The following is a 26,117-nucleotide window of genomic DNA, read 5'->3' as shown; positions in this document are numbered from 1 at the left end:
ATGGGCCGTGGCCGCCGATACGGAACCAGCCGGCCCCGGTGGATGCGCGGTCTGCGGCATCCACCGGGGAACCGCGACGGGGTCACAGGGTGCGCAGCAGTACCGCGGGCTGCTCCACGCAGTCCGCCACATACCTCAGGAAGCCGCCGGCCGTACCGCCGTCGCACACCCGGTGGTCGAAGGTGAGCGAGAGCTGGACGACCTGGCGGACGGCGAGCTGCCCCTCGTGCACCCAGGGCTTGGGCACGATGCGGCCGACGCCGAGCATGGCCGCCTCCGGATGGTTGATGATCGGTGTGGAGCCGTCGACCCCGAACACCCCGTAGTTGTTGAGTGTGAACGTGCCCCCGGTGAGGTCCGCCGGGGTGAGCGTGCCCTGGCGGGCCTTGCCGGTGAGCCGCGCGAACTCCTCGGTGAGCGACTCGGCCGTGCGGTTCCCGGCGTCGCGGACGACGGGGACGACCAGGCCCCGGTCGGTCTGGACCGCGAAGCCGAGGCGGACCTCGGGTATCCGCACGATCTCCCAGGCTTCCGGGTCCACCGTGGAGTTGAGTTCGGGATAGCGGGCGAGTGCCGCCGTGCAGATGCGCGCCAGCAGGGCGAGCAGCGAGATCTTCGGGCCGCCGGCCGCGTTCATGGCCGTGCGGGCCGCCATGAGTTCGGTGGCGTCCGCGTCGACCCAGCAGGTCGCGTCCGGGATCTCACGGCGGCTGCGGGACAGCTTGTCCGCGACTGCGCCGCGCACCCCGCGCAGCGGGATCCGCTCACCGGTGGCCGGGGCCGCCACAGGTCGGGGAGCGGAGACCGGCACGGTTCCGGTAGCGGAGTCCGGGGCCGACACGGGTCCGGAAGCGGTGAGCGGAGCCGACGGCTGGGGCGGCTGAGTCGGCTCTTGCGGCTGAGTCGGCTGGGGCGGCTGAGTCGGGACACGCTGCTCGGTCGCGCCGGCCCCGACCCGTACGGCGTGCTCCACGTCTACGCGGAGGATCAGCCCGTGCGGCCCGGATCCCCGCAGCTTCCGCAGATCGACCCCGCTGTCCCGGGCCAGGCGCCGCACCAGGGGCGAGATGACCGCGACCGGACCCTCGTGGGCGGACCGGGCGGTGCCGAGGACGGCGTCCCCCAACGCGGGGATGCCGCGCGGCGCGTCGGGCGCCGGGCTCTCCACGGCACTGTCCCACACCGGTTCACGCGCCGTGGAGGACGGACCGGGCGTCCCCCCGGGCGCCCCGGGCGCCGCCCTGCGCCCCGGTTCGGGCGCCGGACCGGGCGTCTCCCCGGGCGCCGGTCCGGCGGCGGAGGCGACGGGCCCCGGACCGCTCGCGGCAGGGGAGTCGCCACCGGTCCCGTACCCCGGGCGGTCCGGGCGGTCCCGGCCCGTCGGCGACGCGGGGCGGACCCGTCGGCGGCGGGCCGCCCGAGCACCCGTCCCGTAGCCCACGAGGACATTGCCGGAGGTCTCCTCCTCCTGGCTCGCGGCGGAAACCGGGTCCCCGGCTGTACCCGCACCCTCCGCGGAGCCGGGTTCCCTGGCGCCCACCGCGACGGTGAGCAGGGGAGCGCCGACGGGGAGCTCCGCCCCTTCCGCACCGAAGCGCGCCGTGACCACGCCCGCGTACGGGCAGGGCACCTCGACCATCGCCTTGGCCGTCTCGACCTCGACGACCGGCTGGTCGACCGCGACGACGTCGCCGACGTCCACCATCCAGCGGACGATCTCCGCTTCGGTCAGGCCCTCGCCGAGATCCGGCAGCCTGAATTCGAGCACCTGGGTCATCGGCTCTCCACCTCCCACTGCAGCCGTGCCACGGCGTCCAGCACCCGGTCCACACCCGGCAGGTGGTGACGTTCCAGCATCGGCGGCGGATAGGGGATGTCGAAACCGGCCACCCTCAGCACGGGGGCCTCGAGGTGGTGGAAGCAACGCTCCGTCACCCTCGCCGCTATCTCGCCGCCCGGCCCGCCGAAGCCCGTCGACTCGTGGACGACGACGGCCCTGCCCGTACGGCGCACGGACGCGCACACGGTCTCGTCGTCGAAGGGAACGAGCGAACGGAGATCCACGACCTCCAGGTCCCAGCCCTCGGCTTCGGCCGCCTCGGCCGCCTCCATGCAGACCGGCACCGAGGGACCGTAGGTGACGAGCGTGGCGCTGCGCCCCGTGCGGCGCACCACCGCACGGCCGATCGGTTCCACGGCCGCCGGGGCGTCCGGCGACCAGTCGGCCTTGGACCAGTAGAGCCGCTTCGGCTCCAGGAAGACCACCGGGTCGTCGGAGGCGATCGCCTTCCTCAGCAGTCCGTAGGCGTCCTCGACCGTCGCCGGGGTGACGACATGCAGCCCCGGAGTGGCCATGTAGTACGCCTCGGAGGAATCGCTGTGGTGCTCGACACCCCCGATTCCCCCGCCGTAGGGGACCCGCACGGTGATCGGCAGCGGCATCGCCCCGCGCGTCCTGTTGCGCATCCGGGACACATGGCTGATCAGCTGCTCGAACGCCGGGTAGGCGAAGGCGTCGAACTGCATCTCGACGACGGGGCGCAGCCCGTACATCGCCATGCCGACGGCCGTCCCGAGGATGCCCGCCTCGGCCAGCGGGGTGTCGGTGCACCGGTCCTCGCCGAACTCCTCGGCGAGGCCGTCCGTGACCCGGAAGACCCCTCCGAGGGTGCCGACGTCCTCACCCAGGACGTGGACGGCCGGGTCCTCGGACATGGCGTCGCGCATCGCCCGCTGAAGGGCCTGCGCCATCGTGGCGGGCTTGGCCTGCCGTGCGGTTGCCGTGCTCATCGTGCGTCACCCTCCGCGCGGTGGGCGTCCTCGGCGCCCTCGGCCTCCAGCTCGGCCCGCAGCTGTGCGGCCTGCTCCCGCAGCTGTCCGGTCTGCTCGGCGTAGACGTGCTCGAAAAGGTCCATCGGGTGCAGCACGGGATCCGCGTTCATCCGTTCCCGCAAGCGCGCGGCCATCGCCTCGGCCCCCTCGGCGGCAGCCCTCACCGCGTCCTCGTCGAGCAGCCCGCGGCCGGTCAGCTCCGTCTCCAGCAGCCGGATCGGGTCGTGCGCGCGCCAGGCCTCGACCTCGCCGTCGCCCCGGTACCGGGTGGCGTCGTCGGCGTTGGTGTGCGCGTCGATGCGGTAGGTGATCGCCTCGACGAGGGTGGGCCCGCCGCCCCGGCGGGCCCGCGCGACCGCTTCGCCGAGCACCTCGTGCACCGCCGCCGCGTCGTTGCCGTCGACGAGCCTGCCGGGCATCCCGTATCCCACCGCCTTGTGCGCGAGGGACGGTGCGGCGGTCTGCTTGGCGAGGGGCACGGAGATGGCGAACCCGTTGTTCTGCACGAAGAAGACGACGGGTGCCCGCCAGACGGCGGCGAAGTTGAGTGCCTCGTGGAAGTCGCCCTCGCTGGTGCCGCCGTCGCCGACCATGGCGAGCGCCACGACGTCGTCGCCCTCGAGGCGCGCGGCGTGGGCCAGACCCACCGCGTGGGGGAGCTGGGTGGCGAGCGGGGTGGACAGCGGCGCGATGCGGTGCTCGTGCGGGTCGTAGCCGGTGTGCCAGTCACCGCGGAGCAGCGTCAGCGCCTGCACGGGGTCGAGGCCGCGGGCGACCGCCGCGAGGGTGTCCCGGTAGCTGGGGAACAGCCAGTCGCGCTGCTCCAGGGCGAGGGCGGCGGCGACCTGGCACGCCTCCTGGCCGGTGCTCGACGGATAGACGGCGAGCCTGCCCTGCTTGGTGAGGGCGGTCGCCTGCGCGTTGTACCTGCGGCCGCGGACCAGCTCCGCGTAAAGCCGCAGAAGCAGCTCGGGGTCGGCCCCGGACGCGGCGCCGGTGCCGAGGACCCGGTACGGCTCCGGGTCGGGAAGCAGCGGCGCGGGGTCGGTGCGCGGCTTCCAGGCGGGCGGCGGGGTGGGCCGGTAGGCCGCGCCCGGCCGCTCCTGGACCGTCATGCTGCTCTTCTTCAACGCGAGCACCTCCTCGTGGGAGCGGGCATAAGGACCCTTGAAGGGCGCGGAGTGTGAGGCGCCTCACCTACCGATTGTTCGGTCGTGGGCGCATTTTGGCTACAGGCACCTCCAGCCTGTGGACAAACGGTTCTCCACAGCCTGGGATAGGAGCAGGTCGTCCACAGCGGAAAGGTGGGGGGACGTGACAGCTGAACAAATGGCCGACGGCGGGGACCGCACGGCCTGGGAAGTGGTGCCCGGCGCGGGCCAGGGGCCGTCGCCGCGCAGCCTGGACTCGATCGACCGCGACATCCTCCGCATCCTCCAGACCGACGGCCGGGCCTCGATACGCTCCGTCGCCGAACGCGTCCATGTGTCGCGGGCCAACGCGTACGCCCGCATCAACCGGCTGATCGACGACGGGGTGATCCGGGGGTTCAGCGCACGCGTGAACCACGAGCGGGCCGGCCACGGCGCCTCCGCCTACATCACCCTCAAGATCGTCCAGAACTCGTGGCGGACGGTCCGCAAGCAGTTGCAGGCGCTGCCGGGGGCGGCACACATAGCGCTGGTCAGCGGCGACTTCGACGTACTGCTCCTGGTCCACACACCGGACAACCGCACCCTGCGGGAACTCGTACTGACCAGGCTCCAGGCGATCCCCGAGGTGCTGTCCACACGCACGCTGCTGGTCTTCGAGGAGACGGACCTGGATCCCGACCCGGCCCGCTGAGGCCCGCGCACCCCGGCCCGGCCCGGCCGATCGGGGACGGCCGATCGGAGGCCGCCGATTGGTGACGGAAGCGCGCCCCGGGCCGCCGACCGGAGGGCCCCGGCCGACGGCGCGTACCGGGGCGCGGTCCCGCCCCGGTACGCCGCCGGCCGGGCGGCGCACCCGTGGCTCAGGACGCCGTGCGCAGCCCGTCGAAGGCCAGCCGGACCACCGCGTCGGCCACCTGCTGCCGGTCGTAGCCGGTGCCGGCCTGCGGCCGGTACCACTCCACCAGGGAGTTGACCATGCCGAACAGCAGCCGTGTCGCGAGCCTGGTGTCCAGGTCGGCGCGCAGATCGCCGTCCGCCGCGGCGGCCTTGAGGAGGTCGGCGACCCTGTGGTCGAACTCGCGGCGCCGCTCCATGGCCCACCGCTCGGTCCTGGTGTTGCCCCGGACCCGCAGCAGCAGAGTGACGTAGGGCAGCTCGGCCATCAGCACCTCGACGGTGCGCCGGGTCACGTACTCGACCCGCTCGAGCGCCCGCCCGCGAGTCGCGCCCGGCTCCTCGAGAATCCCGAAGAGACCGTCCAGGGCGCGGCTGACGGCCCGCCTCAGCAGCTCCTCCTTGCCGGACACATGGTGGTATATCGAGGACTTGGAGATGCCCGCGGCCTTGGAGAGGTGCTCCATCGACGTGCCGTCGTAGCCGCGTTCGTTGAAGACCCGGACGGCGACGGACAGCAGTGTCTCCGGGGTGTAGGTGTCGCGTTTGGCAGTCGTCATGAGGCCTGGTCGCCCTTCGTCGTGGCGTACGACTGACGATAGAGGCCCAGGGACGGCGCATACCGGCCGGTCGGCACACGTGCGTGGAGTTCGTCGAGGAGTTCGTGCGCCCAGGCGCGCCCCAGCCGGTGGCCCCACTCCACCGGGCCGACCGGGTAGCTGACCCCGAGCCGCATCGCGGTGTCGATGTCCTCGGGGGACGCCGCTCCCTTGGCGACGGCGTCGGCCGCGGCGTCCACCAGCATCGCGACCGTCCGCGCGACGATCATGCCGGGGACGTCGCCGATGACGCTGACCTTCTTGCCGAGGGCCTGGAACAGGCCGATCGACTGGCGCAGCGTCTCCCGGCCGGTGGCCTCGGACGCGGACAGCGCGACCCTTGCCGCCGCCCGGTAGTCGAGGGCCAGGTCGAAGTAGACGACATCGCGGGACTCGGCCGACATCCGGCCGTCGGCGAGGGCGAGCTGCCCGCCGCTCGGCAGCAGGACGCGGGGCCCGCGGTCCCCGTCCTCCTCGCGCACCGTGATCCCGGCCTCCCGCCACAGCGCTGTCAGCGCCCCGGCCGGCCCCAGGTCGCCCTCCACGACGATCTGCGGCGGCGGCTCGGCCGCCGGTGCGGTGTGCGGTTCGGGGCGCTCCGCCCCGGGCCCGTGGGGGTACCACCCGTGGCCCGACTTGCGGCCCAGGCGGCCCGACTCCACGAGCCGGCGCTGGACCGGCGAGGGCTCGAACTTCGGGCTCCGGAAGAACGACTCCCACACGGAGCGGGTGACGGCCTCGTTGACGTCTTGGCCGATCAGGTCGGTGAGTTCGAACGGGCCCATCCGGAATCCGCCGCACTCGCGCAGGACCGCGTCGATGGTGGCGGGGTCCGCGCCGCGCTCCTCGTGGACGGCGAAGGCCTCGGCGTAGAAGGGGCGGGCGATGCGGTTGACGATGAAGCCGGGGGTGTCGGCGCAGCGGACCGGGGTCTTGCCCCACGCCCTCGCCGTCTCGCAGGCGCGGGCGGCCGCCGCCTCGTCGGTGGCGAAACCGCTGACGACCTCGACCAGCGGGAGGAGCGGCGCCGGGTTGAAGAAGTGCAGTCCGACGAAGCGCCCGGGCCGTCGCAGGGCGCCCGCGACGGCGGTGACGGACAGCGAGGAGGTGTTGGTGGCGAGCAGGCAGTCGTCGGCGACGACCTCCTCCAGGGCGCGGAAGAGCTCCTGCTTGACGGCGAGGTCCTCGACTACGGCCTCGACGACGAGGGCGCTGTCCGCGAGTTCGGCGACCTCCGCCGTGCACGTCAGCCGGCGGGCCGCGGCACGGCGGGCCCCCTCCTCCAGCCGCCCCTTCTCCACCAGGCGGTCCAGACGGGTGCGGATCGCCTCCGCGCCGGTCTCCGCCTGGCCGGGGGCGGCGTCGTGGAGCCGCACCCGGTGGCCGGCGAGCAGCGCGACCTGCGCGATGCCCTGCCCCATGGTGCCTGCGCCCACGACGGCGACGGTACGACCGGGCGCGACGGCGCCGGTGCCGCTCGGGCCGCTCTGGCCACTCGGGCCGCCTGCGGCGTCGGTGACGGTCATGGCAGTGATCCTCCCCTACGAGTTGTCCACAGGATCCGCGACCCCCCTTGTCCCGACCGATCGTTCGGTTACTCTAACTCTGTCCGCGTTCCCCTGCCCAGCTCACCGAGGAGTTGGTCTTTCATGCAGCTGACCGAGACCCACCGGCCGACGCTCGACCGGGCGCTCGAGGCGATCCGCTCACGGGAGTACTGGTCTCCCCACCCCGAGCACCCCAAGGCGTACGGCGAGACGGGCGCGGCCGACGGTCTGGCGGCCTACCGGGCCCTGCTCGGCAACCGCTTCGAACTCGGCCAGCCCGGTACCGACGGCTGGACCGGCCGGGAGGTGTCGCCGTACGGTCCGGAGCTGGGCATCGAGTATCCGCACCCGGACCTCGACGTCCTGCTGCCCGCGATGCGCGCGGGCATGGCGGACTGGCGGGACGCGGGTGCCGAGACACGCGCCCTGGTCTGCCTGGAGATCCTGTCGCGGATCAGCGCCCGCACCCACGAGTTCGCCCATGCGGTCATGCACACCAGCGGCCAGGCGTTCATGATGGCGTTCCAGGCCGGCGGCCCGCACGCCCAGGACCGCGGCCTGGAGGCGGTGGCGTACGCCTACCAGGAGCAGACGCGCACGCCGCAGACCGCCCAGTGGTCCAAGCCCCAGGGCAAGCGGGATCCGCTGGAGCTGCGGAAGGCCTTCACGGCCGCGCCGCGCGGTATCGCGCTGCTCATCGGCTGCAACACCTTCCCGACGTGGAACGGCTATCCGGGCCTGTTCGCCTCGCTGGCCACCGGCAACCCCGTGCTGGTCAAGCCCCACCCGCGCGCGGTACTCCCGCTCGCGATGACGGTGCGGATCGCCCGCGGGGTGCTGGGCGAAGCCGGCTTCGACCCGAACCTGGTGGCCCTCGCCGCCGAGCGCCCGGGCGAGGGCATCGCCAAGACGCTCGCCCTCCGCCCGGAAGTCAAGATCATCGACTACACGGGCTCGACCGGCTTCGGCGACTGGCTGGAGCAGCACGCCCGCCAGGCCCAGGTCTACACGGAGAAGGCCGGCGTCAACACGGTGGTCATCGACTCCACCGACGACTACCGGGGGATGCTCTCGAACCTGGCCTTCTCGCTGTCCCTGTACAGCGGCCAGATGTGCACCACCCCGCAGAACCTGCTCATCCCGCGCGACGGCATCACCACGGACGCCGGCCCCAAGTCGTACGACGAGGTGGTCGCCGACCTCGCGGCCTCCGTCGGCGGTCTGCTCGGCGACGACGGCCGGGCGAACGCCCTGCTGGGCGCCCTGGTGAACCCGGACGTGAAGGCCCGGCTCGAGGCAGCGGCGGGGCTGGGCGAGGTGGCGCTGCCCTCCCGCGAGGTCGCCCACCCGGAGTTCCCCGACGCCGTCGTCCGCACGCCGGTGATCGTGAAACTGGACGGCGCCAAACCGGACGACGAGGCGTCCTTCATGTCCGAGTGCTTCGGGCCGGTGTCCTTCGCCGTGGCGGTCGACTCGACGGGGGACGCGCTCGACCTGCTGCGCCGCACGGTGCGCGACAAGGGCGCCATGACGGTCGGGGCGTACACGACCTCGGCGGAGACCGAGCGCGCGGTCGAGGAGGTCTGCCTGGAGGAGTCGGCGCAGCTCTCCCTCAACCTCACGGGCGGGGTCTATGTGAACCAGACGGCGGCGTTCTCGGACTTCCACGGCTCCGGCGGCAACCCCGCGGCGAACGCGGCCCTGTGCGACGCCGCCTTCGTCTCGAACCGCTTCCGTGTGGTGGAGGTCCGCCGCCAGGCCTGACTCCGCGCCCACCGGCCGGCCGGTCCCGTGCCCCACCCTCGCGGGCCGGTGCCGGGCCGGTGCCGGGCCGGGTGGCCGGGTGGCCGGGTGGCCGGTGCCGCCCACGGCAGCGGTCACGGTGACGGCGGGACGTCCGCGTACCGCTGGATCCAGGCGTGCATGGCGATAGCCGCGGCCGCACCGGCGTTGATCGACCGGGTGGAGCCGAACTGGGCGATCGAGCACACCATGGCGGCGCGCGCCCGCGCCTCCTCGGTGAGTCCGGGGCCTTCCTGGCCGAAGAGGAGCACGCAGCGCCTGGGGAGCACGGTGCGCTCCAGGGGCACCGCACCCGGCAGATTGTCGATGCCGATGATCGGCAGTTCCCCGGCGGCCGCCCAGGCGGTCAGCGATCCGGTGTCGGGATGGTGGCGCACATGCTGGTAGCGGTCGGTGACCATCGCACCGCGCCGGTTCCAGCGCCGCCGCCCCACGATGTGGATCTCCTTGGCCAGGAACGCGTTGGCGGTCCTGACCACGGAGCCGATGTTGAAGTCATGGCCCCAGTTCTCCACGGCCACATGGAAGTCGTGCCGCCGGGTGTCCAGGTCGGCGACGATCGCCTCCCGCGTCCAGTAGCGGTAGCGGTCGGCCACGTTGCGCCGGTCCCCGTGCGCGAGCAGCTCGGGATCGTAGGGCGCCCCTTCCGGCCACGGGGCCGGATGGGGCCCGACGCCCACCTCCGGACCGTAGCCGTCGTCGTACTGAACGGGTTCCTGGGTCTCGCTGCTCACCCGACGAGGGTACGGGCGACCTGTTCCCCGGGCGTAGCGCGCTGCTCGGGGATCCGTACGGCCCTCCTCGGGAACCGGTCCCGGGCACCCGCCACCCAGCCGCCGAGCCGGCGCAGGAAGGACGTGGGCAGGAAGACCGCGTCAGCGGCGATCATCGCGAGGGAGAAGAAGGGCAGACCGAGCAGGAGGGCGATACCGGCGTGCTCCAGCATCATCACCGCCAGCAGGACGTTCTTGACCTTCCGGTTGAACAGCGTGAAGGGGAACGCGACCTGCACCATCACCGTGCCGTAACTCAGCACCATCACGATCAGTCCGCTGTCGGCGATGAGGTCGGACAGTGCGGGCCAGGGGGTGAAGTAGTCGAGCTTGAGCGGGTAGTACAGCGCGCTGCCGTCCTGCCACCGGGAGCCCTGGATCTTGTACCAGCCCGCCGTGGCGTAGATCAGGCAGACCTCCGCCATGATCACGACGAGGGCGGCGTTGTGGGCCAGGTTGGCGAGGACGTCGAGCAGGGTGCGCGGCTCGCTGCCCGGCGCCCAGCGGTTCACGGCCCACCACACGCCCTGGCTCGCCCACAGCGTCCAGAGCAGGAGGGCCAGCCACCATTCCCCGCCGGTCCGGTGTGTGAGCGTCCCGACGAGGAGGAGCAGGCCGAACACCGCCCAGAGCGCCGGTCCCCAGCGGTCCGCCGCCCGGTCCCCCGGCGCCTTCCGCCGCGCCCGCCGGGCGTCCAGCGACCAGACCCGGCCGCAGCGGGTGAACACCAGATAGATCGCCATCAGATGGATCACGTTGTCGCCGCCGTCGCCCATGAAGATGGACCGGTTCTGCAGCGACAGCACACCGACCATGAAGACCACCGACGTGGTGCGGGTGCGCCAGCCGAGCAGCAGCAGCACGCCGGCCAGCAGCGCGAGGGCGTACACGCACTCGAACCAGGCAGCGCTGTCGGACCACATCAGCACGGTGAAGGCGTGGTTCTCGGCGATCAGCTCCCGGGCCATGTCCCAGCCCCAGGGACCGTCCGGACCGTACAGCTCCCGGCGGTGCGGGAACTCCCTCAGCAGGAAGACCAGCCAGGTCAGGGAGAAGCCGATGCGGACGATCGCGCTCTGGTACGGGCCGAGGGCCGTCGCGGTCACCCGCTGGACGGCGCCGGCGAGCCTGCGGTCGAGGGTCTGGCTCACCGGTCCGCCTCCCGGTCGCCCGCCCTGTCCGCGGCTCCGTTGCGCACGTCGAGCGGCAGATCGGCGGAGGTCACCGTCCACCAGGGCAGCACCCGGTAGTACGGGCGGGTGTCGATCTTCTCGCGGCTCCACACCGGCGCCCTGACGGAGCGGGTGGCGGAGCGGAGCTGGATGCGCTCGACGCGGCCGCCCAGGTCGTGGCGGTCCAGGCGGATCATCACGATGCGGCGGACGTAGCGCTCGGAGAGCCGGCCGCGCAGGCCGTTGGGCTTGTTGTCGTCGGTATGCGAGTTGGCGTAGAAGTCCCAGCCCCGGCGCAGTTCGTTCTGGTGCACATGGCTGGGGACGAGGTTGCCCCGGATGGCCTCGCCGTCCTCGGCGGAGAGGCCGATCCACTCGGTCGTCCGGCGGGCGCCGTCACGTCCGGTGACCTCGGCTCGCGCCTGGACCGCGATGTTCTGCTGGAGCGGGTTGGGCGCGAACAGCTTCCAGTTCTGCTCGAACTCGGGGTAGACCCACTCGTCGACCACCTTGCCGTGCTGCTTGGTCACCGTGTTCGACGGCGCCACGTGCAGGAACACCATGGCCACGTGGACGCAGGCGAAGACGGCGACGAGGCCGAGGGCGACCGCCGCCACGACCTGGTACGGGAGGGACAGGGCGGCGATCCCGCCGGCCGGGTGCGGCCGGCGCAGCGCGCTCTCCGCGCCACCAGAGCCGTGGAGACCTTGGAGGCTTCGGAGGCTTTCTAGGCCGTGGGGGCGGCCCGCGCTACCGGTCCCCTCCGGCTCACCACCGGCCGCGTCCTTCGCGTCCTTCGCGTCCTTCGCCGCCGTCGCCCGGCGCCCGTCCGGACCGAGCGGACCGCCCGGACCGCGCGGGCCCTCCGTATGGCGTATCCCGCCGGGGGCGGCGGACGGAGCCGCCTCGGTGCGCGCGGCGCCGTCGCCGTCGCCGTCGTACGAGTCCATCCCGCCCCGATCCCCATCGGTCCAATGGTCCACCGCGGTTATCCACAGGGTTGACACCTTACGGCCCGCCGACTCACCATTGAAGTCATTCAACCGAACGATCGGTCGGTAGGGGGTCCGATGACGGCAGTGACAGCAGGGACGGCTGCGGCTTCGACGCGGCAGGCGCGGTTCGACGCTGCCGTGGCCGCCGACGAGCGCATCGAGCCGCGCGACTGGATGCCCGACGACTACCGCGCATCGTTGATCCGCCAGATGGCGCAGCACGCCCACTCCGAGATCATCGGTATGCAGCCCGAGGCGAACTGGATCACCCGTGCACCCTCCCTGCGCCGCAAGGCCATCCTCATGGCCAAGGTCCAGGACGAGGCCGGCCACGGCCTGTACCTCTACAGCGCGACGGAGACGCTCGGCGCGAGCCGGGACGAGCTGCTCGACAAACTCCACTCGGGCCGCCAGAAGTACTCGTCGATCTTCAACTACCCGACGTTGACCTGGGCCGATGTCGGTGCGATCGGCTGGCTGGTCGACGGCGCGGCCATCACCAACCAGGTCCCGCTGTGCCGCTGCTCCTACGGGCCGTACGCCCGTGCGATGGTCCGGGTCTGCAAGGAGGAGTCCTTCCACCAGCGCCAGGGCTACGAGCTGCTGCTGGCCCTGTCCCGGGGCACGCCCGCCCAGCATGAGATGGCCCAGGACGCGGTGGACCGCTGGTGGTGGCCGTCCCTGATGATGTTCGGCCCCCCGGACGACGCATCGGCACACTCCGCGCAGTCCATGGCCTGGAAGATCAAACGGCATTCCAACGACGAGCTGCGCCAGCGGTTCGTCGACATCTGCGTCCCGCAGGCGGAGGCCCTCGGCCTGACCCTGCCCGACCCGGACCTGCGCTGGAACGAGGAACGCGGCCACCACGACTTCGGCGCCATCGACTGGGACGAGTTCCGGCAGGTCCTCAAGGGCAACGGGCCGTGCAACGAACAGCGGATCCGCCAGCGCCGCAGAGCCCACGAAGAAGGCTCCTGGGTGCGCGAGGCAGCCGCGGCGTACGCCGCCAAGGCGTCCGGCGCCTCCGGGGCACCGCACGGGACGACAGAGCCGCACGGGTCGGGCACGGAGTCCGACGAGGCACAGGTGGAGGCGACGGCATGAGCGACTCGAAGGACTGGCCGCTGTGGGAGGTCTTCGTGCGCTCGCGGCGCGGGCTGTCCCACACCCACGCAGGGAGCCTGCACGCACCCGACGCCGAGATGGCCTTGCGCAACGCCCGTGATCTCTACACCCGGCGCAACGAGGGCGTGTCGATCTGGGTGGTCCCGTCCACGGCGGTCACCGCGTCCTCGCCGGACGAAAAGGACCCCTTCTTCGAGCCCTCCGCCGACAAGCCCTACCGCCACCCGACCTTCTACGACATTCCCGAAGGGGTGAAGCACCTGTGACCGCGGCACTCGCCCTGGGCGACGACGCGCTGGTGCTCTCGCACCGGCTGGGGGAGTGGGCCGGGCACGCCCCCGTCCTGGAGGAGGAGGTCGCCCTCGCCAATATCGCACTGGACCTGCTGGGGCAGGCCCGGACACTGCTCTCCCTCGCCGGCGACGAGGACGAGCTGGCGTATCTGCGTGAGGAGCGGGCCTTCCGGAACCTCCAGCTGGTGGAACAGCCGAACGGCGACTTCGCGCACACCATCGCCCGCCAGCTGTACTTCTCCACGTACCAGCGGCTGCTGTACGGGCAACTGGCCGCGAGAGAAGGCGAGTTCGCGGCACTCGCCGCCAAGGCGGTCAAGGAGGTCGCATACCACCAGGACCACGCGGAGCAGTGGACGCTTCGCCTGGGCGACGGGACCGCCGAGAGCCGTGAGCGGATGCAGCGTGCCTGCGACGCCCTGTGGCGTTTCACCGGCGAGATGTTCCAGCCCGTCGAGGGCCTGGACGTGGACCGGGAGTCACTTCGCTCGGCCTGGCTGGAGTCGGTCACGGCGGTAATCAAGCGGGCCACCCTCGACGTGCCGGACACCGCGGACAGCGGTGCCTGGTCGGCCGGCGCCGGGCGCCAGGGTCTCCACACGGAGGCGTTCGGGCGGATGCTGGCCGAGATGCAGCATCTGCACAGGAGCCACCCGGGGGCGTCGTGGTGACCGGGGCGGATACCGCCCTCGAGGCGGAGTTGCGCCGGCTGGCCGGGTCCGTACCCGACCCCGAGCTGCCCGTGCTGACCCTGGAGGAACTCGGGGTCCTCCGCGGGGTGCGGATACTCGGCCCCGGCAGGGTCGAGGTCGAGCTGACCCCCACCTACACCGGCTGCCCCGCCATCGAGGCGATGACCGCCGACATAGAGCGGGTGCTGCACGAGTACGGCATGGCCGAGGTGTCGGTCGTCAAGGTGCTCTCCCCCGCTTGGTCGACCGACGACATCAGCGCCGACGGCAGGCGCAAGCTGACGGAGTTCGGGATCGCCCCGCCGCGGCCGAGCGCCGTGCACGGCCCGGTTCCCCTCACGCTCACGGTGCGCTGCCCGCACTGCGGGTCGTCCGAGACCGAACTGCTGAGCCGCTTCTCCTCCACCGCCTGCAAAGCACTGCGCCGCTGTGTCGCCTGCCGCGAACCGTTCGACCACTTCAAGGAGTTGTAGATGTTCCATCCACTCCGGGTCAGCGAGGTCGAGCGGCTGACCGACGATTCCGTGGCCGTGACCCTCGCGGTGCCCGCCGATCTCCGTGAGGGCTTCCGCCACACACCGGGCCAGCACATCGCAGTGCGCCGGACGGGGGCGCACGGCGAGGAGATCCGCCGCACGTACTCGATCTGCTCCCCGGCCGTCCAGTCCGGGGAGGAAGGCGTGCTGCGGGTGGGCATCAGGCTGGTCGACGGCGGTGAGTTCTCGAGCTACGCCCTCAAGGAGCTGTCGGCCGGCGATACTCTCGAGGTCATGCGGCCGACCGGCCGGTTCGTCCTGGAGCCGCGGGCCGGGCGCTTCGCGGCCGTGGTCGGCGGCAGCGGCATCACCCCGGTGCTGTCGATCGCGGCGACGCTGCTGGCGAGGGAGCCGCAGGCCCGGTTCTGCCTGGTCCGCAGCGATCGCACGGCGGCGTCGACGATGTTCCTGGAAGACGTGGCAGACCTCAAGGACCGCTATCCGGACCGCTTTCAGCTGGTGACGGTGCTCTCCCGGGAGGAGCAGCAGACGGGGCTGCCCTCGGGCCGACTCGACGAGGCCCGGCTGACGGATCTGCTGCAGGTGCTGCTCGATGTTCCGGAGGTGGACGGCTGGTTCCTGTGCGGGCCGTACGGACTGGTACAGGGCGCCGAACGGGCCCTGCGGGGGCTGGGTGTCGAGCGAAGCCGTATCCACGAGGAGATCTTCCATGTCGACGACGTGCCCGCGCCGGCTCCCGTCGCGGCGCCGGCGCACAGCAGGCTGACGGCGACGTTGGACGGCCGCTCCGGTTCCTGGCCGGTGGAGGAGGGCGAGTCACTGCTGGAGACGGTGCTGCGCGCCCGCTCCGACGCCCCGTACGCCTGCAAGGGCGGGGTGTGCGGGACGTGCAGGGCGTTCCTGGTGTCGGGTGAGGTCCGGATGGACCGGAACTTCGCACTGGAGCAGGAGGAGACGGAGGCCGGCTATGTGCTGGCCTGCCAGTCCCATCCGGTCACCTCGGAAGTCGAGCTGGACTTCGACCGCTGACGCGCCATTCCCTTCCCCGGGATCCTGCCCTATCTTGACGATCCGTCAGATAACCGGTGGGGAACTCCGGACGACGGACGACGAGGCCGTCGGCCGATCCGGTGCACGGGAGGGACTGGGCTGTGGACTTCACCTTCACCGAGGAGCAGCAAGCGGCCGTCGAGGCGGCCAGGGCGGTTTTCTCGGGCGTCGCACCGGACGCGGTCCCGAGCCCCGCTCTCACCGCCGGTGCCGTGGCGGACGACATCGACCGGGCACTCTGGGCCCGGCTGGCCGCCGCCGACCTGCTGAGCCTGGTCCTGGGCCCCGAGCACGGCGGTGCCGGCCTGGACCCCGTCGCCCTCTGCCTGGTACTGCGGGAATCAGCGAGAATGCTGGCGCGGGTGCCACTGCTGGAGACGGGCGCGGTCGCGGCTGCCGTCCGGCGCTTCGGCGGCTCCGAGTGCGCCTCGCGGCTGCTGCCGCGGGTCGGCCGCGGTGAGGTCGTGCTGACGGCCGCCACCAGCGGACGCACCGGCCACGACCCTGCCGAACTCGCCGTCTCCGCCCGTCGCGCTCCCGGCGACGGCGCCTGGCTCCTCGACGGTGTCCAGACCGCCGTACCGTGGGCGCAGTGCGCGGATCTGATCGCCGTTCCCGCGCACGCCGAGGACGGCCGAGCCGTGATCGCTCTCGTTCCCCGGCTCCGGGACGGGTTGTCACTCGCCGGACAGATCTCCACCAGCGGAGAACTCCTCGCCGAAGTCCGGCTCGACGGGGTGCGGATCGACGGCGGCGATGTGATCGACACCGAGGGCTCGTGGGACTGGCTGCGCGGCCTGCTCACCACCGGCACCTGCGCACTGGCCCTCGGCCTGGGCGAACAGGTCCTGTCCATGACCAGCGAGTACACCGGCAAGCGTGAGCAGTTCGGCTTTCCGGTCGCCACCTTCCAGGCCGTGGCCGTACAGGCCGCCGACCGCTACATCGATCTGCGCGCGATGGAGGCGACCCTCTGGCAGGCGGCATGGCGGCTCGGTGCCGACGACCGGAACGGATCGGTGGGCGGCCCGCTGCCCGTGTCGGGTGATGTGGCGGTCGCGAAGATCTGGGCGTCCGAGGGTGTGCGCCGGGTCGTCCAGACGGCACAGCATCTGCACGGCGGCTTCGGCGCGGACACGGACTACGCGCTGCACCGGTACCACGCGTGGGCCAAACAACTGGAACTCGGCCTCGGGCCGGCCGCGGCTCACGAGGAGGCCCTGGGAGAACTGCTCGCGTCGCACCCGCTCGGCTGACGGCACCGACACGCCTGCGGGCGGCGCCCTGCCGACCCCGGGCAGCAGGCGCCGGAGCGGCGCCTGCTGCCCGCGTCCGGCAGGGCCGGCCCATGAGACTTCCGAGGTGATGCACGACTGCCATCAGCCGCGGCCGCGGCACGGCTCAGTCGGGTCCCTCACCACTGCCGGTACACGGCCGCCTTGCTACCGGTCACCAGGCTTGCCGGCGGAACGTCATCGGCCACGACCGCACCGGCGGCAACCACGGCATCACGGCCGATACTGACGCCGGGCAGGATCGTGGCACCGGCACCGATCCACACGTTCTCCGCGACGTCGATGGGAGCGCCGGTGAGATACAGCCGCCGCTCCCCGGGATCAACCGGGTGGCCGCTGGTGATGAACGTGACCTTCGGTCCGATCATCACGCGCTCGCCGAGCCGGATGCCGGCATAGTCCAGGAACGTGCAGTTCTGATTGATGAAGACGCGCTCGGCGAGGTCGAGGTTCAGGCCGTGGTCCGTGTAGAAGGGCGGATAGATCGTGACTCTCGGTGGCAGTGGCTTGCCGAGGATCTCTCCGAACAGTTTCGCCTTGCCCGCCTCGTCTGCGAAAGGCAGGGCGTTCAGGTGCGAGGTGAGCTCGGTGACCCGCAGGACCCTCTCGGCCATGGCTTGGAACTCGGTGCTGTGGATGCGCATGAGACGGTCGCTGGACAAGCCGCGATCCTTTCAAGGGTGCCCGTAGGGGCGGGAACGAAGGTGCCCGAGCTCGCTGTTCGGCATCCTCCCCGCCCTCAAGGACGGGTATCCCCGGCTCAGTGCGTTGTGGATCCCTGTTCAAGCCGCTGCGGCAGATCATCGAGTCGGTCAACGAGACCTTCAGGAGAGGCCTCGACCTCGAACAGCACCAAGGACGCACACCCCACGGCGTCATCGCCCGCGTCGTTCAGCGCATACTCACCACCGTGATCCGGCGCAACGGCCACACCGGACAAGACACCCTCCGCTCGCTACCTCGCACGATCACCTGCCCCTTGGAATAGCGCAGCTCCTAGAGGACGTAGGCATCCTTTCCGCTGTCCGTGACCATGAGACGCCCTGCGGCGTCCCATGCCTGCATACCACCCTCGACGTTCACGGCGTCAATGCCCTGCTGCACCAGATACCGGGTGACCTGGGCGGACCGGCCGCCGACCCGGCACATCACATAGGCGCGGCGGCCATCGGCCACGGCCTCGGTGACCTCGCCGAAGCGGGCCGCGAAGTCGCTGATCGGGACGTGCAGCGCACCCTCGACATGGCCGGCCGCCCACTCGTCGTGCTCCCGGACGTCGAGCACCAGGCCGCCGACGGGCACGGAAGCGGCGTCCACCGAGGGCAGCGGGGCGAAGTTCATGGTTCCGGCCTTTCTCGTACCTGGACTCGTGCCGGCTCGCGTTCGCCGCACGTGCGGGCGCGGGCGACCGGGCGTCTCTGGCGAAAACCTACTGCACCAGCGCGGCCAACTCCGACTCTCGCTCCGCGACCTGGGCAAGCAGCTGCTCCGCGATGTCCTCGAGCAGCCGGTCGGGGTCGTCGGGCGCCATCCGCAGCATCGCGCCGATCGCGCTTTCCTCCAGGTCCTGGGCGACCACGGACAGCAGTTCCTTGCGCCGCGCCAGCCATTCCAGGCGGGCGTAGAGTTCCTCGGTCTCGCCCGGTCGCACCTCCTCCGGTGCCGGACCCGCCTCCCACTCCCGGGTCAGCTCCCGAAGCAGTTGCTCGTCACCTCGCGCGTACGCGGCGTTGACCCGGGTGATGAACGCCTCCCGGCGGGCGCGCTCGGTGTCCTCCTGAGCGAGATCCGGGTGGGCCCTGCGGGCAAGCTCGCGGTAGAGCCTGCGGGCCTCGTCCGTGGGCCGCACCCGCCTGGGAGGCTGCACGGGCCGATCCGTGAGCATGGCCGCTGCCTCGGCGGACAGGCCCTCGGAGTCGATCCAGCCGTGGAAGAGCTCCTCGACACCGGGCATCGGCATCACCGCGGCCCGGGCCTCCCGGGCCTTGCGCTGGTCCTCGGGATCGCCGCTGCGGGCGGCCCGGGCCTCGGCGATGAGTGCGTCGAGCTCGTCCAGACGGGAGTACATGGGGCCGAGCTTCTGGTGGTGCAGCCGGGAGAAGTTCTCCACCTCGACCCGGAAGGTCTCGACCGCGATCTCGAACTCGATCAGGGCCTGCTCGGCAGCGCGCACGGCCTTCTCCAGCCGGGCCGCGGCACGCACGGACTCCTCGGCGGAACCGTCGCCCGCCTCGTCCGCGCCCCCCTCGTCCGCGCCAGGCGTGTCCGCGCCAGGCCCACGCGCGCCGGGCCCCTCCTGCGCCGGGCGAGCGCTCTGCGCATTCCGATCGTCCACGGGCTGGCCGTCCTGCTCGTCCTCGTTCCGGGTGGCCGGGCCCCCGGGAGCGTCCTGAGTCACCCGCCCAGCGTATGGCAGAGCACCGGCCGTCCAGGGGCACGGACGGACAATGCCTCCGTCACACCCCGAGCTCGGCGGATATCCGGCCGCTGCGGACCGCGGCGACCAGATCGGCATGATCGGCCTCGGTCCGGTCGGCGTAGCGGACGGCGAAGCCGGCCACCGCCTCGTCCAGTTCCTCACCCTTGCCGCAGTAGCCGGCGACCAGCCGCGGATCGACACTGTGCGCATGCGCCCTGGCCAGCAGCGCACCCGTCATACGGGCGTAGTCGTCCACCTCGTCGGCCGCGAGGGCAGCCGGATCCACGCTGCCCTTCCGGTTGCGGAACTGCCGCACCTGGAAGGGCCTGCCCTCCACCGTCGTCCATCCCAGCAGGTTGTCGCTGACCACCTGCATCCGCTTCTGCCCCATCACCACACGACGCCCTTCGTGCGGGACACCGGCGGGCTCGAAGCCGGCCGCGGGCAGATGGGGCGTCAGCACCGAGGGGCGTGCCTCCTTCACCTGGAGCACGAGCGGCTCGCCCCGGTGGTCCAGCAGCAGCACCACATACGACCGGGTCCCCACGCTTCCGGTGCCGACGACCCGGAACGCCACATCGTGGATCGCATAGCGCGCGAGCAGCGGCAGGCGGTCCTCCGAGACGGTATCCAGATACCCGGCGAGCGACGCGGCTACCGCCGCGGCCTCCGCATCGGAGACCCGGCGCAGTACCGGCGGGGAGTCCACGAAACGACGGCCCCCGTCGTCGGACTCCTCGGTCGACTTGGCGGCGAAACGGGCGCTCGTGTTGTTCTTGGCCTTCTCCGAGACCCGCTCCAGCGTGCCGACGAGGTCACGCGCGTCGGCGTGCGAGACGAGTTCCTCGTCCGCGATGGCGTTCCACGCGTCCAGCACCGGGAGTCTGGCCAGCAACCGCATGGTGCGCCGGTACGAGCCGGCCGCGTCGAACGCGGCCTTGCGGCACTCGTCCTCGTCGGCGCCCGCCTCTCGGCCGGCGAGCACGAGAGAGGTGGCCAGCCGCTTGAGGTCCCACTCCCAGGGGCCCACGGCGGTCTCGTCGAAGTCGTTGAGGTCGATCACGAGACTGCCGCGCGCATCACCGTACAGACCGAAGTTGGCGGCGTGTGCGTCACCGCAGATCTGCGCCGCGATGCCGGTGACCGGCGTGCCCGCCAGGTCGTGGGCCATCAGCCCGGCGGAACCGCGCAGAAACGCGAACGGGGCGGCCGCCATCCTGCCCACACGGATCGGTGTGAGTTCGGGGACCCGGCCCCGGCCGGACTCCTCAACGGCCTGCACCGCATCGGGACGGCCCCCGGCAGACACCAGCACGTCATGGGAGGAACGCGGCACCTGCCGGCGCAGAGCCCTGCCGTCCCGCTTGGGGGAGTCGGGCACCCCGCCCGGTACCCGGCGGGCGAACCCCGCGACCTCCGGTATGCGCGCCTCCTCCGACGCCGTCCGCCGGTACGCCACCGCTTCGGCCCCACTCATGGCGTGACCGCCTCCCCCGCTGTCGTGCAACATCAAGTGGCCATGACCGTACCGCCGGACAGGTCCGCCGTCTCCCCCTGTGGAAAACCACCCCGCCCCGTTGCGGCCGCCACCGGACCCCGGGTGGAGCTCGCCACGAGTTCGGTCCGGCAGTGCGCATGCGGGGTGCGCGGAGAGCGGGCGAAACGCGCTGAACCGCGGCGGGCGGGGAGGCGACGAGGGTCCGCCGGGGCGAAGCGCCCGCACCGTGATCACCACACCGACCGCTTCGCCGGTGCCACCGGGGCACCTTCCCGGGGTGCCCCGGGGTGAGGCACGGCGGGCGTCCCGGCCGGCGCTGATCCGCAGTCGGCCGCACATCGCTGCCCGTGCCCGCGGAGACCGATTCCGGGCACTGGGAGCGCCCGCCGGTCGCCGCGCATGCGGTGGTCGCCGCCGCGATCCTCCAAAGTGCTGTCAGAGAGCGGATTCCTCTGTCGCGGCCCGAGACGCCGCAAGATCGACCGCTGGTCCGCCACCACCCCACCCGACGGGCACCGGCCGGCCGCCTGCACCATCGGCCCTGCTCCCGGCCCCGAAACCCAAGAAAAACGGCTCCCACCGTGATAACGATGAGAGCCGTACCGCCACTGATCAGAAGCATCGAAAACCGGTGCCTCGTGGTGGATTGGTGGGGCACCGACGAAACGCGCTGGTCAGCGGCAATACGGTCACCTTCAGAGATCGCTTCCCACGCTGATGTAGATCGTTTCCCACCGTCCTGATCAACGCTGTCGGCCGGCATCACCCCTACTCGACGGGCGGCTCCGTGGCGAGGGACCAGCGGCGGGCGAGGTGGCCTCCGCAGACGTCGCGGGCGGTGGCACCGTCGGCGGGGTCACAGTCGTGTGCGACGTCGGAGGCCGCTTGGTACCGGGTGGCCCGGATCGCGGCCGCGAGCTCGGCCGCACTCTGCGGGTACAGGGGCAGTGAGGAGGCTGGCCGTGATGCGAGCGGTGAAGCCGATGCTGGGCACCCTGCTGGGCAGCCGGGCCTCGAAGCAGGACAGGCCGCGCCCCAGCGCCCGTCGGGTGCGGCGGCGCGGCCAACGGGCGAACGTCACCGGTCAGGCCTCCGTGGCTTCGGGGCTTGCCGGGGATGTCTGCGCGGGGACCTACAGGTCAAGGTCCTCGCTCAGCGCGATGGGTAGGGCGAGGGTGGCTCGGCCGATGCGGGATGGGCTGAAGCACACCCTGGACGCAGCAGATGACGGCCCTGCGATAGATCGACTCGAACGCGCCATCAACCCTGGATATTCAGCGGAATTGGGGGATCTGACGCCCCGGTAGCAGAAAGGTGCCGCTGACCTGCAAGGATGCGAGTGTCGAGGTCGTATCCGCTGCGAGAGTCAGGGCACCAATCTGGTGAGCGAGCCTACAGGGTGGGACCGGCGGTTGTCCGTGGTCGCCGACGGCAAGGGGCTGATCGGGCATGCCGGAGCGGTGCTGCTGCGCCGGCTGGCCGACCGTACGGGGTTGACGAGTGCGCTGGCGCCTGTGCTGCCCGCCGGGACGGGGGCCGGCTGGCGGGATCGGGCGGTGGTGGTCGTGCAGCTCGCCGTGGCGATCGTGCTGGGGGCGGCGAACCTGTCGGACGCCGAGCAGTTGCAGGCACACCACCAGGGCTTGTTCGGGGCGACGGTGTCCGACTCGACGACCCGGCGGACGCTGGCGGCGATGGACGCCGAGGTCCTCGCGAAGATCGCTCGGGTGCGGGCCCGGGTGCGTCGGCACGTCTGGAGCCTGCTGCACCTGCGGCCGGGCGGGTTTCCGTGGCTGACGATCGCGGGTAAGCACCTGCACCGCTGGGTGGTGATCGACATGGACGCCACGATCATCACGGCGGCCTCGAAGAAGCAGGGCGCCGCGGCGACCTGGAAGAAGTCGTTCGGGTTCCATCCCCTGGCCGCGTGGTGTGCGAACACCGGCGAGTGCCTGGCGATGCTGCTGCGCGCGGGCAACGCCGGCTCGAACACGGTGGCCGACCACATCCGCGTGCTGCGCGAGGCACTCGCCCAGGTCCCCGGAGCCTCGACGGCGAAGATCCTGGTGCGCGCGGACGGCGCCGGGGCCACCCACGGCCTGCACGAACACCTGCGGGATCTGAACACGATGCGGCGCACGGTCCGCTTCACCACCGGCTGGACCATCACCGACGAGGACGAGAAGGCCATCGCCCGCCTGCCCGAGAGAGCCTGGGAGACCTCCATCAAGCAGGACGGCAGCCTCCAGGAAGGCTACTTCGTGGCCGAGTTGAGCGGGCTGAACCGCCGGGAGGGCTGGATCAAGGGGATGCGGCTGATCGTCCGCCGGGTCAAGCCGTCCGGCCGCCACACGAAGGACCTCACCGCCTTCGAGAAGAAGACCGGCTGGAAGTACTCGATCACCGCCACCAACATCTCCAGGATGGCCCGGATCCCCGGCTCCCACCAGATCCAGTGGCTGGATGTCCTGCACCGCCACCACGCGGTGGTCGAGGACCAGGTGAAAGCGAACAAGGCGATGGGCCTGCACAACCTGCCCTCCAAGTCCTGGCAGATCAACCAGGCATGGATGCTGAGCACGAACCTCGCCGCCGACCTCGACGCCTGGCTCCGCCTGCTCACCCTGCACGATCACCCCGACCTGGCCCACGCAGAACCGGACACCATCCGCTTCCGGCTCTACCACCTCCCGGCCCGCCTCGCGAAACACGCCCGCCGCCGATGGCTACGGATCGAGCACACCTGGCCCTGGGCGAACGCGTTCACCACCGCCTGGCGGCGGCTGACCGACCTCCCGGCCGCCACCTGACCCACCAGCAACCACCCCAACGAGAACCGGAGAGGAGAGGACCGCACCACCCCGGGAGACGTGGAACCCCGGCGCACCCCGCAGCGTCACGCGACGGCCCACCCTCGAACGGCAGAGGACATTACGGGCGAACCGCCAAGCCGATCAACGACCAACCCCAGCTGACGGATCGAGGTCAAGAGGGGTTATTCGCGCCAATCCTATTGTCGGGTGGTGTGCTGGCAGTCAGGCGGTGATTGAGTCAGCTGCGATTGTTGAGCCAACTGCTGATGAGTTCTGAAGCCAAGTGGCCGACTAGCAATGGGGGCGAGGCGTGAATAGATACGGCCGTGCCGGGCGGCGGTGTGGGCCGTCCAGGTAACCCCATATTCGCACTTTCCATCCATTGTTTCCTCACGAGCGTGTCCGTTGGGTTGGCTACTAGAAGATTCTGGCGCCTCGCTACGGCACTGCCTGGCATGCTATTGAGTGCGAGCTGCTGGTTGCGCTCTCTGTTTCTCTTCGGGCATGAGGCCGGAGAGGGGCGTGGGTGATGACGCAGCCGAGGCGACACCCTGGCTCAGGCATCATCAACGGTGCTCTCAACCAGTTGCGAGCCCGGCACAGACGACGCCTTTTGCGGCACGAGACCGAGCGCCTGGTGGCCTCCATGCCGATCCCACAGCCCTTCGATCTCGATCGGTTCGTTGCGAATATCGAGCAGGCCCGCGGCCGACGTATCTTCCTGAAGCCCATGCCGGTCCACCTCGCCAACCTCACTGGATTCTGCGGCCTCTGGATCAAACACGACGTCCGGCCACTCGACCTGATCCTGCATCTAACTAGCTGTTTCTCTACCGTCGGGCGTTCGATGACGTCCCGTACGGTGTCCTGGATCAGGTGACGGAGTGCGGGAGTGGGCATGGGAACGGGGCCCTGTTCATAGCGTGTCGGTTGTCTAAGCCAGCCACGCGAGGAACAAAGCCCCGTCATGCAGAACGCTACCGTCGTCCTGTCCGATCGTCCGTTGCCCGACCTGCGGTTCGCCGCGGAGTGTGACTGTCTCGCTCACTTGTACGGCAATGCCGGTGACCGGCCGCTGCGGGCCCGCGTCTACGCGACCGATCTGACGGACGAGGAATGGCAGATCGTCCGGCGGGTGATGCCTGTGCCGGGCTGGCTGTGTGGCCGCGGGGGCAACCCGGAGGGTTTCTGCCACCGCGAAATGATCGATGCGGTGCGGTACTTCGTCGACAACGGCATCAAGTGGAGGGCGATGCCGCCCGACTTCCCGCCCTGGTCGGCCGTCTACGCATTCCAGCATCGCTGGCACACGGACGAGCTCCTGGACGTGCTGCACGAGAGGCTGCGGGAGCAGGTACGCATCGTGGAAGGGCGGGACGATCCCGAGCCGAGTGCGGCGATCGTCGATTCCCAGTCCCTGCGCGGCGCCTCCACCCTGACCGGGGAGCGGCGCGGGTACGACGGGGCGAAGAATGTGTCGGGTTCCAAGCGTCACATCGCCGTGGACTGTCTGGGTCTGCTGCTGGTGGTGATGGTCACCGCCGCGGACCTGCAGGACCGCGACGCGGGTGTGGCCCTCCTGGAACGGGTGCGTTCCCTGTTCACGCGGGTGCGTCTGGTGTGGGCCGACAGCGGCTATGCGGGCGCCCTGGTGGATTGGGCCCTGCACGCCCTCGGCATGAAGGTCGAGGTGTCCCGCCGCGGCGACGACAGAGCCGGCTTCGTGGTGATCCCGAGACGTTGGGTGGTCGAGCGCACGTTCGCCTGGCTGGTGAACTGCCGTCGCCTGGTGCGTGATTACGAGCGCACCGCCGCCGCCCACGAGAGCTACGTGAAGTGGGCCATGGTCACCCTCATGACCCGCCGCCTGGCCGCCGCGGACCACGAGGCGGCCGCCGGACGGGCCCGGCGGGTGTGAGCGCCCGTCATCCTGCCGCGGTGAACTCCCGGCCGTCGGCGCTGGTCAGCCAGTCCCGCTGGACGAGCCGCTTGAGCTGACAGCGCACACCCTCCTGCCGACTGCGACCGGCCCCCTCACCGAACAATGCCTGGGCCACCTCCCGAGCCCGCACCGGTTCCTGCGCTTCCCTCACGAACTCGACGATCTTCGAGTAGAGGCCGGGCAGCCTGCTGGGATCGGAGTCCTCCTGCCGTTGCGGCACATACCGCGACTCACCTCCGGCTCCGGTTCCAGCGCCGGCACCTGCGCCGGCAGGGCTCCCTACCTCCGCGTCGGCCGGCGCCTCCCTGTTGTCGGACGGGCTGCAGGAAACAGCAGCCACACCGGCATCACCGCGCAGTTCCTGTTCGACCTCGTCCCAGATCTCGCTGCCGATACGCCAGCGGGCGATCTCCCTGTCCACCTGGGCCGCTTCCTCCTCCAGAGCGGTGATCCGCTGCCGGAGCTCGACGGCACGGGCTTCGAAGGCGCGCAGTCGGCGCGTCATGACAGCGGCGGGCGTGGGCACAGCAGAACCTCCGGGCTCGGCAACGAAGACACCACCACCCTGCACACCCGCCCACGAAGATCACAAACCGCAAACATGCAGCTCAGACGCCTGATCGGTTGAGAAACAGCTAGTAAGCGGCGGTTCGCCCTCGCACGAGCGGCAGATCAAAGTGCACGAGCTCGTCCACCTCTGGGCAGAGGATTCCACTGGAGT

At 71.2% G+C, this 26,117-nt stretch carries 24 protein-coding genes and 1 pseudogene; 11 read left to right on the top strand and 14 right to left on the bottom strand.

Translation table 11 applies throughout. The features are described 5' to 3' along the window. Positions 1-82: 82 nt before the first annotated feature. Genes DDQ41_RS16380 through pdhA form a run of 3 tightly spaced genes read right to left on the bottom strand, consistent with a single transcriptional unit; the run spans position 83 to position 3,947 of the window. Positions 83-1,777: a 2-oxo acid dehydrogenase subunit E2 gene (locus tag DDQ41_RS16380; RefSeq protein ID WP_109295158.1), complete on the bottom strand. Its 1,695-nt coding sequence runs from the start codon at positions 1,775-1,777 to the stop codon at positions 83-85. After that, complete coding sequence (locus DDQ41_RS16375; protein WP_109295157.1) at positions 1,774-2,790, bottom strand: alpha-ketoacid dehydrogenase subunit beta; 1,017 nt, start codon at positions 2,788-2,790, stop codon at positions 1,774-1,776. The genes DDQ41_RS16380 and DDQ41_RS16375 overlap by 4 nt, the downstream gene beginning before the upstream one ends. Continuing rightward, entirely contained in the window at positions 2,787-3,947 is a 1,161-nt protein-coding gene (gene pdhA / locus DDQ41_RS16370) for a pyruvate dehydrogenase (acetyl-transferring) E1 component subunit alpha (RefSeq protein WP_109297765.1), read from the bottom strand. Before pdhA ends, DDQ41_RS16375 begins: the two co-directional genes overlap by 4 nt. Positions 3,948-4,161: 214 nt before the next feature. Here pdhA and DDQ41_RS16365 point away from each other — a divergent pair, with 214 nt between their 5' ends. Beyond that, on the top strand, positions 4,162-4,677 hold the full coding sequence (locus DDQ41_RS16365) for an Lrp/AsnC family transcriptional regulator (protein ID WP_109295156.1): 516 nt from the start codon (positions 4,162-4,164) through the stop codon (positions 4,675-4,677). 169 nt (positions 4,678-4,846) lie between these two features. Here the strand turns inward: DDQ41_RS16365 and DDQ41_RS16360 are convergent, their stop codons facing one another. Together DDQ41_RS16360 and DDQ41_RS16355 are read right to left on the bottom strand one after the other, a co-directional pair. Next, positions 4,847-5,440 carry a TetR/AcrR family transcriptional regulator gene (locus tag DDQ41_RS16360; protein WP_109295155.1) on the bottom strand — a complete coding sequence of 198 codons (594 nt, stop codon included), beginning with the start codon at positions 5,438-5,440 and terminating at the stop codon, positions 4,847-4,849. After that, positions 5,437-7,005, bottom strand: coding sequence for a 3-hydroxyacyl-CoA dehydrogenase (locus tag DDQ41_RS16355; protein WP_109295154.1), 1,569 nt, complete (start codon positions 7,003-7,005; stop codon positions 5,437-5,439). Before DDQ41_RS16355 ends, DDQ41_RS16360 begins: the two co-directional genes overlap by 4 nt. Before the next feature lie 123 nt (positions 7,006-7,128). Between DDQ41_RS16355 and paaN the strand changes: the two genes are divergently transcribed. Further along, entirely contained in the window at positions 7,129-8,790 is a 1,662-nt protein-coding gene (gene paaN, locus DDQ41_RS16350; protein ID WP_109295153.1) for a phenylacetic acid degradation protein PaaN, read from the top strand. A gap of 113 nt (positions 8,791-8,903) precedes the next feature. On the opposite strand, the gene DDQ41_RS16345 is transcribed toward paaN, so the two are convergent. The 3 genes from DDQ41_RS16345 to DDQ41_RS31710 are packed head-to-tail and all read right to left on the bottom strand — an operon-like array spanning position 8,904 to position 11,724. Next, entirely contained in the window at positions 8,904-9,563 is a 660-nt protein-coding gene (locus tag DDQ41_RS16345; RefSeq protein ID WP_109295152.1) for a TrmH family RNA methyltransferase, read from the bottom strand. Beyond that, positions 9,560-10,753, bottom strand: a complete 1,194-nt coding sequence (locus DDQ41_RS16340; protein ID WP_109295151.1) for an HTTM domain-containing protein — start codon at positions 10,751-10,753, stop codon at positions 9,560-9,562. The genes DDQ41_RS16345 and DDQ41_RS16340 overlap by 4 nt, the downstream gene beginning before the upstream one ends. Beyond that, positions 10,750-11,724, bottom strand: coding sequence for a DUF5819 family protein (locus DDQ41_RS31710; protein ID WP_167450261.1), 975 nt, complete (start codon positions 11,722-11,724; stop codon positions 10,750-10,752). Before DDQ41_RS31710 ends, DDQ41_RS16340 begins: the two co-directional genes overlap by 4 nt. Positions 11,725-11,844: 120 nt before the next feature. Between DDQ41_RS31710 and paaA the strand changes: the two genes are divergently transcribed. From paaA to DDQ41_RS16305, 6 genes are all read left to right on the top strand, one after another. After that, a complete protein-coding gene (gene paaA, locus DDQ41_RS16330; RefSeq protein ID WP_172607676.1) occupies positions 11,845-12,876 on the top strand; it encodes a 1,2-phenylacetyl-CoA epoxidase subunit PaaA in 1,032 nt (343 codons plus the stop codon). Then, positions 12,873-13,163, top strand: coding sequence for a 1,2-phenylacetyl-CoA epoxidase subunit PaaB (gene paaB, locus DDQ41_RS16325; RefSeq protein WP_109295149.1), 291 nt, complete (start codon positions 12,873-12,875; stop codon positions 13,161-13,163). Before paaA ends, paaB begins: the two co-directional genes overlap by 4 nt. After that, complete coding sequence (gene paaC / locus DDQ41_RS16320; protein ID WP_109295148.1) at positions 13,160-13,861, top strand: 1,2-phenylacetyl-CoA epoxidase subunit PaaC; 702 nt, start codon at positions 13,160-13,162, stop codon at positions 13,859-13,861. Before paaB ends, paaC begins: the two co-directional genes overlap by 4 nt. Next, on the top strand, positions 13,855-14,355 hold the full coding sequence (paaD, locus tag DDQ41_RS16315) for a 1,2-phenylacetyl-CoA epoxidase subunit PaaD (RefSeq protein WP_109295147.1): 501 nt from the start codon (positions 13,855-13,857) through the stop codon (positions 14,353-14,355). Before paaC ends, paaD begins: the two co-directional genes overlap by 7 nt. After that, positions 14,356-15,408, top strand: coding sequence for a 2Fe-2S iron-sulfur cluster-binding protein (locus tag DDQ41_RS16310; RefSeq protein WP_109295146.1), 1,053 nt, complete (start codon positions 14,356-14,358; stop codon positions 15,406-15,408). It abuts the gene before it with no gap. Positions 15,409-15,530: 122 nt separating this feature from the next. Further along, positions 15,531-16,685 (top strand): acyl-CoA dehydrogenase family protein, encoded by a 1,155-nt coding sequence (locus DDQ41_RS16305; RefSeq protein WP_109295145.1) that lies wholly within the window; start codon positions 15,531-15,533, stop codon positions 16,683-16,685. A 158-nt stretch (positions 16,686-16,843) separates the two neighbouring features. Here DDQ41_RS16305 and DDQ41_RS16300 read toward each other — a convergent pair whose 3' ends face one another. Then, positions 16,844-17,386 (bottom strand): DapH/DapD/GlmU-related protein, encoded by a 543-nt coding sequence (locus DDQ41_RS16300; RefSeq protein ID WP_167450260.1) that lies wholly within the window; start codon positions 17,384-17,386, stop codon positions 16,844-16,846. Positions 17,387-17,460: 74 nt separating this feature from the next. Between DDQ41_RS16300 and DDQ41_RS16295 the strand changes: the two are divergent. Beyond that, a pseudogene (locus DDQ41_RS16295) lies at positions 17,461-17,712 on the top strand (hypothetical protein); the annotation flags it as partial. 8 nt (positions 17,713-17,720) lie between these two features. Here DDQ41_RS16295 and DDQ41_RS16290 read toward each other — a convergent pair. The 3 genes from DDQ41_RS16290 to DDQ41_RS16280 form a co-directional block, all read right to left on the bottom strand. Continuing rightward, entirely contained in the window at positions 17,721-18,065 is a 345-nt protein-coding gene (locus tag DDQ41_RS16290) for a rhodanese-like domain-containing protein (protein WP_109295143.1), read from the bottom strand. An 88-nt stretch (positions 18,066-18,153) separates the two neighbouring features. Then, complete coding sequence (locus DDQ41_RS16285) at positions 18,154-19,122, bottom strand: hypothetical protein (RefSeq protein ID WP_109295142.1); 969 nt, start codon at positions 19,120-19,122, stop codon at positions 18,154-18,156. Positions 19,123-19,180: 58 nt separating this feature from the next. Then, a complete protein-coding gene (locus DDQ41_RS16280; protein ID WP_109295141.1) occupies positions 19,181-20,620 on the bottom strand; it encodes a DUF2252 domain-containing protein in 1,440 nt (479 codons plus the stop codon). Positions 20,621-22,023: 1,403 nt separating this feature from the next. Between DDQ41_RS16280 and DDQ41_RS16275 the strand changes: the two genes are divergently transcribed. After that, positions 22,024-23,451, top strand: a complete 1,428-nt coding sequence (locus DDQ41_RS16275) for an IS1380 family transposase (protein WP_262508436.1) — start codon at positions 22,024-22,026, stop codon at positions 23,449-23,451. Between the two features lie 559 nt (positions 23,452-24,010). On the opposite strand, the gene DDQ41_RS31335 is transcribed toward DDQ41_RS16275, so the two are convergent. Beyond that, positions 24,011-24,268, bottom strand: a complete 258-nt coding sequence (locus DDQ41_RS31335; RefSeq protein WP_162602696.1) for a hypothetical protein — start codon at positions 24,266-24,268, stop codon at positions 24,011-24,013. Positions 24,269-24,421: 153 nt separating this feature from the next. Here DDQ41_RS31335 and DDQ41_RS16265 point away from each other — a divergent pair, with 153 nt between their 5' ends. Continuing rightward, on the top strand, positions 24,422-25,372 hold the full coding sequence (locus DDQ41_RS16265; RefSeq protein ID WP_109294922.1) for an IS5 family transposase: 951 nt from the start codon (positions 24,422-24,424) through the stop codon (positions 25,370-25,372). A 7-nt stretch (positions 25,373-25,379) separates the two neighbouring features. Here the strand turns inward: DDQ41_RS16265 and DDQ41_RS16260 are convergent, their stop codons facing one another. Beyond that, positions 25,380-25,922 (bottom strand): hypothetical protein, encoded by a 543-nt coding sequence (locus tag DDQ41_RS16260; protein ID WP_109294923.1) that lies wholly within the window; start codon positions 25,920-25,922, stop codon positions 25,380-25,382. Positions 25,923-26,117 lie beyond the last annotated feature (195 nt).

Origin of the sequence: Streptomyces spongiicola, from assembly GCF_003122365.1 — a bacterium.
GTDB classification, from domain to species: domain Bacteria; phylum Actinomycetota; class Actinomycetes; order Streptomycetales; family Streptomycetaceae; genus Streptomyces; species Streptomyces spongiicola.
This window is presented reverse-complemented; position numbering and strand designations above follow the sequence as displayed.